Origin of the sequence: Propionicicella superfundia DSM 22317, assembly GCF_000423465.1 — a bacterium.
Classification (GTDB): Bacteria; Actinomycetota; Actinomycetes; order Propionibacteriales; family Propionibacteriaceae; genus Propionicicella; species Propionicicella superfundia.
This window is the reverse complement of sequence record NZ_KE384020.1, coordinates 717,008-728,108: the sequence shown is the minus strand read 5'-3', so window position 1 is coordinate 728,108 and position 11,101 is coordinate 717,008. Positions and strand designations below refer to the sequence as shown.

12 protein-coding genes are annotated in these 11,101 nt (G+C 70.3%); 9 read left to right on the top strand and 3 right to left on the bottom strand.

Annotation, left to right across the window (positions count from 1 at the left end; genetic code table 11):
- Positions 1–173: 173 nt before the first annotated feature.
- The 3 genes from G555_RS0108580 to G555_RS0108570 all read right to left on the bottom strand — a co-directional run bounded on the left by G555_RS0108580 (position 174) and on the right by G555_RS0108570 (position 3,350).
- Positions 174–1,364, bottom strand: a complete 1,191-nt coding sequence (locus G555_RS0108580; protein ID WP_028708576.1) for a phosphoglycerate dehydrogenase — start codon at positions 1,362–1,364, stop codon at positions 174–176.
- Positions 1,365–1,427: 63 nt separating this feature from the next.
- A complete protein-coding gene (gene serC, locus G555_RS0108575; protein WP_028708575.1) occupies positions 1,428–2,501 on the bottom strand; it encodes a 3-phosphoserine/phosphohydroxythreonine transaminase in 1,074 nt (357 codons plus the stop codon).
- Between the two features lie 216 nt (positions 2,502–2,717).
- Positions 2,718–3,350: a TIGR03085 family metal-binding protein gene (locus G555_RS0108570; protein ID WP_028708574.1), complete on the bottom strand. Its 633-nt coding sequence runs from the start codon at positions 3,348–3,350 to the stop codon at positions 2,718–2,720.
- 220 nt (positions 3,351–3,570) lie between these two features.
- Between G555_RS0108570 and G555_RS0108565 the strand changes: the two genes are divergently transcribed.
- The 9 genes from G555_RS0108565 (at position 3,571) to lgt (ending at position 11,033) form a co-directional block, all read left to right on the top strand.
- Positions 3,571–3,879, top strand: coding sequence for a GIY-YIG nuclease family protein (locus G555_RS0108565; protein ID WP_051208589.1), 309 nt, complete (start codon positions 3,571–3,573; stop codon positions 3,877–3,879).
- Positions 3,880–4,404: 525 nt separating this feature from the next.
- Positions 4,405–4,755: a phosphoribosyl-AMP cyclohydrolase gene (gene hisI, locus G555_RS0108560; protein WP_425413831.1), complete on the top strand. Its 351-nt coding sequence runs from the start codon at positions 4,405–4,407 to the stop codon at positions 4,753–4,755.
- Positions 4,752–6,257 (top strand): anthranilate synthase component I, encoded by a 1,506-nt coding sequence (locus tag G555_RS0108555; protein WP_036921667.1) that lies wholly within the window; start codon positions 4,752–4,754, stop codon positions 6,255–6,257. The genes hisI and G555_RS0108555 overlap by 4 nt, the downstream gene beginning before the upstream one ends.
- On the top strand, positions 6,254–6,823 hold the full coding sequence (locus tag G555_RS0108550) for a Trp biosynthesis-associated membrane protein (RefSeq protein WP_028708570.1): 570 nt from the start codon (positions 6,254–6,256) through the stop codon (positions 6,821–6,823). Before G555_RS0108555 ends, G555_RS0108550 begins: the two co-directional genes overlap by 4 nt.
- The gene (locus G555_RS0108545) at positions 6,820–7,020 is read left to right on the top strand and encodes an HGxxPAAW family protein (protein ID WP_028708569.1); all 201 of its coding nucleotides are present in this window, start codon (positions 6,820–6,822) and stop codon (positions 7,018–7,020) included. The genes G555_RS0108550 and G555_RS0108545 overlap by 4 nt, the downstream gene beginning before the upstream one ends.
- Positions 7,021–7,824 (top strand): indole-3-glycerol phosphate synthase TrpC, encoded by an 804-nt coding sequence (gene trpC / locus G555_RS0108540; RefSeq protein WP_028708568.1) that lies wholly within the window; start codon positions 7,021–7,023, stop codon positions 7,822–7,824. It begins immediately after the preceding gene.
- 11 nt (positions 7,825–7,835) lie between these two features.
- Complete coding sequence (gene trpB / locus G555_RS0108535) at positions 7,836–9,077, top strand: tryptophan synthase subunit beta (protein ID WP_028708567.1); 1,242 nt, start codon at positions 7,836–7,838, stop codon at positions 9,075–9,077.
- Positions 9,070–9,903, top strand: a complete 834-nt coding sequence (gene trpA / locus G555_RS0108530; RefSeq protein ID WP_051208587.1) for a tryptophan synthase subunit alpha — start codon at positions 9,070–9,072, stop codon at positions 9,901–9,903. The genes trpB and trpA overlap by 8 nt, the downstream gene beginning before the upstream one ends.
- A 110-nt stretch (positions 9,904–10,013) precedes the next feature.
- Positions 10,014–11,033, top strand: a complete 1,020-nt coding sequence (lgt, locus tag G555_RS18770) for a prolipoprotein diacylglyceryl transferase (protein ID WP_156887479.1) — start codon at positions 10,014–10,016, stop codon at positions 11,031–11,033.
- The last annotated feature ends 68 nt before the right edge of the window (positions 11,034–11,101 follow it).

Sequence of the window (11,101 nt, the reverse complement as noted above, 5' to 3'; positions counted from 1 at the left end):
CTCCTGTCGGGTTGCTGTATCGCCGCTGTGCAAAGGGCCCGCCCGCTCCGGGAGGCCGGCACGCCGCGTGGCGGGCCGAATAAGAGCGGACGGGCCGTGAAGACGGGGAGGGGGAAAGCGGTTCGCTCAGGCGCCGGGGACGGGGTCCCGCGGCACCCGGCGTCGCCGGTCGATCAGTTCGTCGGGGCGGTGTGCCCGTTGATGAGGCGAGCGGACAGCACGCCCTCGATCGCCCGGATGTGGTCGAGCAGGTCGGAGGACACCTCGCCCTCGATGTCGATGAGGGTGTAGGCGATCTCGCCCCGCGACTTGTTCAGCAGGTCCGCGATGTTGTGGCCCCGATCGGCCAGCAGCGTCGACATCTGGCCGACCATGTTCGGCACGTTGCTGTTGGCGATCGCGAGCCGGGTGGTGCCCTCGGCGCGCGGCAGGGACGCCGCGGGGAAGTTCACGCTGTTGACGATCGTCCCGTCGAGCAGGAACGCCGAGAGCGACTCGACGGCCATCACCGCGCAGTTCTCCTCGGCCTCGTTCGTCGAGGCGCCGAGATGCGGGAACGCGAGGACCTTGGGATGGGCGTTGAGCGCGGCGCTCGGGAAGTCGCACACGTACGCACGCAGCAGCCCTTCGTCGAGGGCCCGGAGCACGCCGGCCTCGTCGACGATCGGCCCTCGCGCGAAGTTGAGGAGGATGCGCGGCCGCTTGCGCAGGGCGAGCCGCTCGTAGGAGACCAGCCCCCGGGTGCCGTCGAGCAGCGGGACATGCGTCGTGACGACGTCGGCGCGCTTGAACACCTCGTCGAGCGAGGCCGCATGCTCGACGGAGGCGGAGAGCTGCCAGGCGCGCTCGACGGTGACCTTGGGGTCGTACCCGATGACGCGCATGCCGAGGGCCACGGCGGCATTGGCGACCAGGACGCCGATTGCGCCCAGCCCGATGACGCCCATCGTGCGGCCGGGCAGCTCGAAGCCGACGAACTGCTTCTTGCCCTTCTCGACGGCCGCCTCGATCTCGGCGTCGGAGCCCGCCAGCGAACGGGAATACGCGGCACCGGCCACGAGGGAGCGCGCCGCGGTGAGGAGACCGCCGATCACGAGCTCCTTCACTGCGTTGGCGTTCGCCCCCGGGGTGTTGAACACGGGCACGCCGCGCTCGGACATCGCGGGGATCGGGATGTTGTTGGTCCCGGCGCCGGCGCGGGCCACGGCGAGCACGGAGCCGGGGATCTCCAGCCCGTGCAGGTTGGCCGACCGGACGAGCAACGCCTCCGGATCGGCAACGTCGGGGCCGACCTCGAAGTCATGCGGGAACCGGTTGAGGCCCGACGGGCTGATGGCGTTCAGGGTGCGGATGCGGTGGATCATGTGCCTCTTCTTGTCGTGGGTCCGCGAGTCGTGGGTCCGCAGGAGAAACTGCAGGGACGGGTGTCAGGCGGAGGTCCGCTCGAACTCCCGCATGTAGTCGATGAGCGTCGTGACGCCCTCCATCGGCATCGCGTTGTAGATCGACGCCCGCATGCCGCCGACCGAGCGGTGACCCTTGAGGTTCGTCATGCCCGCGTCCTGGGCGCCGGCCAGGAATGCGGCGTCCAACGCGGGGTCGGCAAGGGTGAACGGTACGTTCATCCAGCTCCGCGCGTTCCGCGCGACCGGATTGGCGTAGAAGCTGGACGCGTCGACGTAGCCGTACAGCGCTTCGGCCTTCGCGGCGTTGCGGCGCTCCATCTCGGCGACTCCGCCCTCGGCGATGATCCAGTCGAGGATGAGCCCGAGCAGGTACCAGGTGAAGGTCGGCGGCGTGTTGGTCATCGAGTCGGACTTCGCCATGACGCCGTAGTCCCACACCGCGGGCGTGTCGGGTCGCGCCGAGCCGATGAGATCGTCGCGGACGATGACGACGGCGAGCCCGGCGGGCCCGAGGTTCTTCTGGGTGCCTGCGTACACGACGCCGAAGGAGGAGACATCGAGCGGACGCGACGCGATGGTCGAGGAGAAGTCCCCGACGAGCGGCACATCCGCCTCGGGCACGTAGTCGAACGCGACGCCGCCGATCGTCTCGTTGGGCGTGTAGTGCAGGTACGCCGCCGATGCGGGGACGGTGAACGAGCCGGCCTCGGGGACGGTCGTGTAGGAGCTCGCCGCCTCATCGGCGACGACGTCGACCGAGACGTACTTCCGGGCCTCGGCGATCGCCTTCTTCGACCACTGGCCGGTGTTGAGATACGCCGCCGAGCCGGTCGTGCCGATGTTCATCGGGACGGCCGCGAACTGCCCGGTGGCCCCGCCCTGCAGGAACAGGACGCGGTAGGTGTCGGGGATCGAGAGCACCTGGCGGAACTTCTCCTCGGCCGCGGCGGCGCAGGCGACGAACGCCTTGCCGCGGTGACTGTCCTCCATCACGGACATGCCGGAACCCTGCCAGTCGGTCAACTCGGCCTGGGCCTGTTCGAGGACGGGCAGGGGCAGCATCGCGGGACCCGCGGAGAAGTTGTAGACGCGCACGACGGTTATCGTCGCATCCCGCGCCGGACGCCGGGCGTGTCCGCCACGCTTCGGACGGAGATTTCTTGCACTTTGCACCAGAACTACTCCGCGCCCGGAATCGGGTCCCTGAGCCCATCGTCCGCCGGTCCTTGAGCCTGTCGAAGAGGCTTCGGTGGTTTCGACAAGCTCAGCCACCCTGCCGCCGGTCCTTGAGCTGATCGAAGGGACCTTCGGTCAGAGGCCCAGGCCGCCGGTGATGTCGGCGACGGCGACCTGCTCGCCGATCACCTCGACCTGCGCGGCGGTCGTCCGACCCGAGATGTAGAGGACGAGTTCGCCGGGCCGCCCCACGAGATGGACGATCGGGCTGCCGGGGCGGGCCCGCAGCGTCTCGCCGGTCTCGCGTTCGAGAACGACCCCGGCAGTCGCCTTGCGGAACATCATGCGCGACATCAGCCGCAACTGGCGCCACAGGAGGTCCTCGAACGCCGCGGGCAACACGCGTGGCGGCAGGGGATCGCCGCCGCCGCGGCGGACGTCCTCGAGGTGGATGAAGAACTCGGTCAGATTGGCCGCGGCGTCGACGGCGGGGATGCGGAACGGGGACAGCCCTCGCGGGCCCCGCCGAAGCCGTTCGACGAGATCGGGGTACGCGGTGCGGACGCTGAGCTCATAGGAGCGGCGTTTCAACAGCCCGGCGAACGGTGGCAGGAACATGCCGGCGGTGGCCACGGGGTCGGAGTCGCGCAGCACGAGATGGGTCACGAGGTCGCGCGTCGTCCACCCTTCGCACAAGGTGGGCGCGTTCGGCCCGGTGACGAGGAGCAGATCACAGAGGGCAGCGCGTTCGGACCGGGCGTCGTTCATGCAGCGAACTCTAGCCAGCGCCGAACAACAGGCCTCGCCGTGGCGGGGTCCATCGTGGCGGTCCTTGGGCCTGTCGTCACGGTCCTTGAGCTTGTGGTCCCGGTCCTTGAGCTTGTGGCCACGGTCCTTGAGCTTGTCGAAAGGACTTCGCCTCAAAAGAAAACCTGTGGACAACCTCGCGGAGGCCTCTGGAGTCAACGAGAATTTCGACGTGCCAGCAATGTATATCCTCCGCTGCGGCGACGGCTCCCTGTACGTGGGAAGCACGACGGACCTGAACGAGCGCCTCGCACAGCACGCGATGGGCCGGGGCTCCGTGTACACCAGCAGACGACTGCCCGTGGAACTCGTCTATGCAGCCGAGTTCGCGTCGATCGCGGAAGCCTATGCCCTCGAACGGAAGGTGCACGGTTGGGGACGAGCGAAGCGGCTCGCCCTCATCGAGGGGCGCCACGACGAGTTGCCGGCGCTGAGCCGCAGCCGCCCGCGGACGGATGCCGCGCAGCCCCGTCGAACAGACGGTCCGTGAGCTTGTCGAAAGGACCTCGTGCGGTTCGTGATCGTTTCGACAGGCTCAACGATCGGTTCCGTGAGCTTCCAGTCACCGGGTCCGTGAGCTTCCAGCCACCGGTCCGTGAGCTTGTCGAAGGGACTTCGTGCGGTTCGTGATCGTTTCGACAGGCTCAACGATCGGTTCCGTGAGCTTCCAGTCACCGGGTCCTGGAGCTTCCAGCCACCGGTCCTTGAGCTTGTCGAAGGGACTTCGTGCGGTTCGTGATCGTTTCGACAGGCTCAACGATCGGGTCCGTGAGCTTCCAGTCTGTCACCGGGTCCGTGAGCTTCCAGCCACCGGTCCTTGAGCTTGTCGAAAGGACTTCGTGCGGTTCGTGATCGTTTCGACAGGCTCAACGATCGGGTTGGTGCGCTTGTTGACGGGGCCTCGTGCGGTCTGTGATCGTTTCGACAGGCTCAACGATCGGGTCCGTGAGGACGTTCAGCTCGCCGGGTCGTGGCCCCGACGGGCTCCATCGGCATGATCGGCCACAATGTCTGGGTGACCACTCTCGATCCAGCCGTCTCCTCCCGTCTCAAGCTGACCTCCGACGGGCTCGTGCCGGTCGTCGTGCAGGACGCCACCAGCGGCGCCGTCCTCATGATGGCCTGGGCGAACGAGGACGCCCTCGCCCACACGCTGGCCTCCCGACAGGGGACGTACTGGTCGCGCAGCAGGCAGGAGCTGTGGATCAAGGGGCTCACCAGCGGCAATGTGCAACACGTGCGCGAGGTGCGGCTCGACTGCGATGGGGACACCGTTCTCTACCGGGTCGACCAGACCGGGCCCGCGTGCCACACGGGCACCGCCTCGTGCTTCACGGCCACCGTTCTCCTGGAGGACGCCGAATGACGACGATCTCCCCGACGCCCGCCGAGTTCCTGGAACTCGCCGCCCACCGTCGCGTCATCAGCGTCCGAACCCGCCTCGTCGCCGACGACCTCACGCCGGTCGGCCTGTACCACCGGCTGTGCGGGACGAGACCTGGCACGTTCCTGTTCGAGTCCGCCGACAACGGCGTGTGGTCGCGCTACTCGTTCATCGGCGTCGAGTCCGCGGCCATGCTCGGGGTGACGGACGGCGAGGCGACGTGGACCGGCGCCGCCGTGGCCGGCCTGCCCTCCGGCGGCGATCCGCTGCAGGTCCTGCGCGAGACCCTCGCCCTGCTGCACACCGAGCGCGACCCGGACCTGCCGCCGCTCACGTCGGGGATGGTGGGGTTCCTCGGGTACGACGCGGTGCGCAGGCTCGAAGTCCTGCCCGATACGACCGTCGACGACCTGCACCTGCCCGAGCTCGGGCTGCTGCTGGTGCGGGACATGGCCGTCGTCGACCACCATGCCGGCGAGGTGTGGCTGATCTCGAACGCGATCAACTACGACGGCTCGCCGGAACGGGCCGAAGCCGCCTACGCGGCGGCGGTCGATCGCGTGCGGGCCATGGTGGCGACGCTCGCCGCGCCGGCGACGCCACTCGCCGCGGAGCTGACCGGGGACTCCGCGGCCTGGCCGGTGACGCGACAGCGCACACCCGAGGAGTTCGCGCAGCTCGTGCGCGACGCCGTGGAGGAGATTCGGGCGGGGGAGGCCTTCCAGATCGTCCCCAGCCAGCGGTTCGAGGTCGCGTGCCCGGCCGATGCACTGGACGTGTACCGGATCCTGCGGCGCAAGAACCCCAGCCCGTACCTGTACCTGCTGCGGCACCCCGAGTTCGACATCGTCGGGTCGAGCCCCGAGGCCCTCGTCCAGGTCAGCCGCGGACGCGCCACCACCCACCCGATCGCGGGCACGAAGCCGCGCGGCGCGACGCCCGAGGAGGACGCCGCCTACGAGGCCGACCTGCTCGCCGACGAGAAGGAGGCCGCGGAGCACCTGATGCTGGTCGACCTCGGCCGCAACGACCTGGGCCGGGTGTGCGTTCCCGGGACGGTCGCGGTGACCGAGTTCATGAAGGTCCGCCGCTACAGCCATGTGATGCACCTGGAGGCCGCCGTGACCGGACGCCTCGCACCCGGCTGCACGGCCCTCGACGCGACGCTGGCCTGCTTCCCGGCCGGGACGTTGTCCGGGGCGCCGAAGGTGCGTGCGATGGAGATCATCGACCGCCTGGAGGCATCCCGACGCGGTGTCTACGGCGGTGTGGTGGGGTACTTCGACTTCGCCGGCGACTCCGACATGGCGATCGCCATCCGCACGGCCGTGCTGCGCGGCGGCGTCGCGTACGTGCAGGCGGGCGCGGGGATCGTCGCCGACTCCGACCCTGCCAGCGAGAACGCCGAATCGCAGAACAAGGCCGGGGCGGTGATCGAGGCGGTGCGTGAGGCGAACACGCTGCGCGCGGTGGCCCGGGGATGAGACGCGTCCTGCCGCTGCTCGGCGGCGTGCTCGCGCTCGTCGCGGTCAACCTGCCGTGGGCGAAGGTGTCCGGCGGGGGCTACGACCTGGACCTCAGCGGCGTCGACGTGACGGGCGGCCTGGGCCAGGCCCTCGCGCTGACGCTGCTGGCGGGCTGGCTCGCCCTGCTCGCCCTGCGACGCTGGGGCCGGGTGGCGATGGCGGTGCTCGTGGGTCTCCTCGGACTGTCCATGATCGCCCTCGCCGTCCTCGGTCACGACGTCGATGCCGAGACGGCGCGCGCCGAACTGCGCACGGTCAGCCTCGCGGAGCCGCTCGTGACCGTGCAGTGGTGGGCGCCCGCGCTGTTCGGAGTCGCCGGCGCGCTCGCCGTCGTCGGCGCGGCGCTGCTCGCGCGGACGGGGCCGGCCCCCCGGAGCTTCGAGCGCTCCGCCGGCACCGATCCGACGGCCTGGGAGCAACTGGACGCAGGAGACGATCCGACGACCGCGGGCGCGGACGACGGTGGCGCCTCGGACGCCGAGGAGACACAATGGGCGCAGGCAGAAGGAGAGGACGGCCGATGAGCGAGAAGCGCGAATACCACCACGGGAAATCGCCCGCCGCCATCTGGGGCTCGGCTCTCGCCGCCGTCGGCTTCGTCGTCGCCGCCGTCGGGTTCATGATGCCCCTCAACTGGGTGGTGGTCGGGATCGGAGGCGCCCTGGTGCTGTTCGCGATGATCGTCGGCGGCACCCTGCGCGCCGCCGGGTTCGGGCAGTAGATGGGGGTCCTCGACGAGATCGTCGCACGCACCCGGTCCGACCTCGCCGAGCGCCGCATCGCCGTCCCGGTCGGCACCTTGGAGGATCGGCTCGACGCCGTCGCGCCGCCACGGCCTCTCCTGCCGCGCCTGCGCGAGGGGTTCGGTGCGATCTGCGAGGTGAAGCGATCCAGCCCCAGCAAGGGCGCGCTCGCCCCGATCCCCGATCCTGCGGCGCTGGCCGGCGAGTACGCGGCGGGCGGAGCGGCCGCCATCAGCGTCCTGACCGAACCGCATCGGTTCGGGGGCTCCCTGGACGATCTGGTGGCCGTGCGGCGCGCGGTCGACGTGCCGGTCCTGCGCAAGGACTTCCTCGTCGACCCGTATCAGATCATCGAGGCGCGGGCCGCCGGTGCGGACATCGTCCTGCTCATCGTGGCGGCACTGTCCGACGCCGACCTGCGCGCGTTGTACGCGCTGGCCCGGTCGCTGGACCTGACCGTCCTGGTCGAGGCGCACACCGCCGCAGAGGTCGACACGGCGGTGGAACTCGGCGCCAGGCTCGTCGGCGTGAACAACCGCGATCTGCAGACCCTGCAGGTCGACCTCGCTCAGTTCGAGACGCTCGCCGGCCGGGTTCCGGCCGGCATTGTTAAGGTGGCGGAGTCCGGCATCTTCACCGCGGCCGACGTGGCGCGGCTCGTCTCCGCCGGGGCCGACGCGATCCTCGTGGGTGAGGCTCTCGTGAGACACGGCTCCCCGGCGCAGCAGGTCGCCACATTCACGGCCGCGGGACGCGCCGCGACCACCACACCCACCGCGTAGAAGGACGCACCGTGTCACTACCCGACGCACAGGGGCACTACGACCGCTTCGGCGGCAAGTACGTGCCCGAGGCGCTGTACGCAGCGCTCGCGCAATTGGAGTCCGAGTTCGAGCTGGCCCTCGTCGACGACGGGTTCTGGTCCGAGCTCGACGGGTTGCGCCGGGACTACAGCGGACGTCCGACGCCGATCACCGCCGTTCCGCGGTTCTCCGCGCACGCCGGAAACGCTGAGATCGTCCTGAAACGCGAGGACCTGAACCACACCGGGTCGCACAAGATCAACAACGTCCTGGGCCAGGCGCTGCTCACCCGCCGGATGGGCAAGACGCGGGTGATCGCCGAGACCGGCGCCGGACAGCATGGCGTGGCCACGGCGACGGCCGCCGCCCTGCTCGGCATGGAGTGCCGCGTCTACATGGGCAAGGTGGACACCGACCGGCAGGCCCTCAACGTGGCCCGCATGCAGCTCCTCGGCGCCGAGGTGATCGCCGTCGAGTCCGGCAGCCAGACGCTCAAGGACGCGATGAACGAGGCGATGCGGGAATGGGTCGCCACCGTGGACACGACGCACTACCTGATCGGCACCGTCGCGGGCCCGGCCCCGTTCCCCCGCATCGTCAAGGAGTTCCAGCGGGTCATCTCGACCGAGGCCCGGGCGCAACTGCTCGACCGGTACGGGCGGCTGCCCGACATCGTCGCGGCGTGCGTGGGCGGTGGCTCCAACGCCATGGGCAGTTTCGCCGACTTCATCGATGACCCGGGCGTCCGGCTGTGCGGCTTCGAGGCCGGCGGCGACGGGGTGGAGACCGGCCGCCACGCGGCGTCCATCACCGGCGGATCGGTCGGCGTGCTGCACGGCACGCGCACGTACATCCTGCAGGACGAGGACGGGCAGACGGTTGACTCGCACTCGATCTCGGCCGGTTTGGACTATCCCGGCGTCGGCCCCGAGCATGCCTGGCTCGCGGCGACCGGGCGTGCGGCCTACGAGCCGGTGACCGATGTCGAGGCGATGGACGCGCTGCGGCTGCTGTGCCGCACCGAGGGCATCCTGCCGGCGATCGAATCCGCACATGCCCTGGCCGGTGCGCTGCGGCTGGGGCGGACGCTCGCCGAGACCGACCCCGGCGCGCACCCCCTCGTGCTGGTGTGCCTGTCCGGGCGCGGGGACAAGGACGTGGACACCGCCATCAGGTGGTTCGGACTGACAGGCGAGGCCGACGCGACGAAGGGAGGACGTGGCGATGAGTGACGATCCCGGCATCTCCGGTCTGGCTTTGCAGACCGCTCGCGACGAGGACCGGGCAGCCCTGGTCGGATACCTGTCCGCGGGGTATCCCGACCTGGCGACGTCCGTTTCGGCGATGACGGCGCTGTGCAGACCGGGCGACGGCCCGGGGGTCGACCTGGTCGAGGTCGGCCTGCCGTACAGCGACCCGATGATGGACGGCGTCGCGATCCAGCGCGCGGGCGGCACGGCACTGGCACGGGGCTTCCGCACCCGTGACGTGTTCGGCATCGTCTCGGCCATCGCCGCGACCGGCACGCCGGCCGTCGTCATGACGTACTGGAACCTCGTCGACCGGTACGGGGTCGACGCGTTCTCCCGGGACCTGGCCAACGCCGGCGGGGCGGGCCTCATCACTCCCGATCTGGTTCCGGACGAGGCCGACGAGTGGATGGCGGCCTCCGACGCCCATGGCCTCGACCGCATCTTCCTCGTGTCGCCGTCGTCGACCGACGAGCGGATCGTCACCACGACCGCCAGTTGTCGCGGCTGGGTGTACGCGACCTCCGTCATGGGGGTGACGGGAACGCGCACACGGACGTCCTCGGCGGCTCCGGCGCTCGTGGCGCGGATCCGGGAACTCGCTCCCCAGACACTCGTCGGCGTCGGGCTCGGCGTGTCGGACGGTGCCCAGGCAGCCTCCGTCGCCGGATACGCCGATGCCGTGATCGTGGGCTCGGCGCTCATCAAGACCCTCCTGGCCGCCGAGGACGCGGGCCGCCCCGCCGATCTGGCGGCGCTGCGCGCCGTGGTCGCCGACCTCGCCGCGGGCGTCCGCTCGGCGCACTAGGCGCGTGTCGATCCGGCGGACGGAGAACCGGCGCGATCCGGCGGTTCCGTCCTGTCGTCCACCGGTTGCGCCGGCGGCCTCGCCCGCGACCACGAGAGACTGGTGACACAGTGATTGCGTTGTTCATCCCGAGCCCGTCCGTCAACGGCTTCGATCTCGGTCCGGTGAGGATCCACTTCTACGCGCTGTGCATCCTCGCCGGGATCCTCCTCGCGTGGTGGCTGTCGGCCCGCCGCTGGAGGGCGCGGGGCGGCCGCCCCGAGGCATTGGAGACGGTCGTGATGTGGGCGGTCCCGCTGGGGATCGTCGGCGCACGCGTCTACCACGTCGCGACGCATCTCGGCGACTACTTCGGCCCCGGACGCAACCCCGTCACCGCGCTCTACATCTGGGAGGGCGGGCTCGGCATCATGGGGGCCGTCGCGCTCGGCGCCGTGGGCGCGTGGATCGGTGCGCGGCACGAGAAGGTCTCGCTCGCCACCCTGGCCGATGTCATGGCGCCCGGCATCATCTTCGCCCAGGCCATCGGCCGGCTCGGGAACTACTTCAACCAGGAGCTCTTCGGCGCTCCGACGACGCTGCCGTGGGGGCTCGAGATCGACCTCGCGCACCGGCCGGCCGGGTTCGAGCAGTACGCCACCTTCCACCCGACATTCCTGTACGAGATGATCTGGAACGTCGCGGTCGGCCTGACGCTGCTGTGGCTGGATCGCCGGTTCAAGATGGGCTACGGCAAGCTCTTCTTCAGCTACGTCGCGCTCTACTGCATCGGCCGGCTGGGCACGGAGTCGCTGCGGATCGACCCCGCCGATCTCATCCTCGGCATCCGCAACCATCAGTTCATCACCGGAGTGCTGCTCGTCGGGGCGCTCGTCGTGCTGGCCTGGCTGTTCCGTTATCGTCCCGGGCGTGAGCCCGACATGACCGCTCCCGAGCCCGACGACGCCACCGGGGCGTCGCTGGACTCCGCGACCGGCATCGCCGACACTGGTCAGGCCGATGCGGACGAGGACGGAACGTCCGCGGCCGACGGGGAGGATCCTCCACGCAGGGGTGCGGACGGCGATCCCGACGCACCGACGGTCACCCCGGCCAGGCGCGTCCACGACGACGGCGGAGACCCCGCCTGACGCCGATCGGCCGGCGCGTCCGACGCGCCTGAGCGCGGCCGTCCATGATGCAACCTGCCCCGCCTGGC

Excerpts from the sequence above, each read along its gene's own strand:
- G555_RS0108580 (WP_028708576.1), bottom strand. The coding sequence starts at position 1,364 with ATGATCCACCGCATCCGCACCCTGAACGCCATCAGCCCGTCGGGCCTC.
- G555_RS0108570 (WP_028708574.1), bottom strand. The coding sequence starts at position 3,350 with ATGAACGACGCCCGGTCCGAACGCGCTGCCCTCTGTGATCTGCTCCTC.
- G555_RS0108565 (WP_051208589.1), top strand. The coding sequence starts at position 3,571 with ATGTATATCCTCCGCTGCGGCGACGGCTCCCTGTACGTGGGAAGCACG.
- G555_RS0108555 (WP_036921667.1), top strand. The coding sequence starts at position 4,752 with ATGACGACGATCTCCCCGACGCCCGCCGAGTTCCTGGAACTCGCCGCC.
- G555_RS0108550 (WP_028708570.1), top strand. The coding sequence starts at position 6,254 with ATGAGACGCGTCCTGCCGCTGCTCGGCGGCGTGCTCGCGCTCGTCGCG.
- G555_RS0108545 (WP_028708569.1), top strand. The coding sequence starts at position 6,820 with ATGAGCGAGAAGCGCGAATACCACCACGGGAAATCGCCCGCCGCCATC.
- trpC (WP_028708568.1), top strand. The coding sequence starts at position 7,021 with ATGGGGGTCCTCGACGAGATCGTCGCACGCACCCGGTCCGACCTCGCC.
- trpA (WP_051208587.1), top strand. The coding sequence starts at position 9,070 with ATGAGTGACGATCCCGGCATCTCCGGTCTGGCTTTGCAGACCGCTCGC.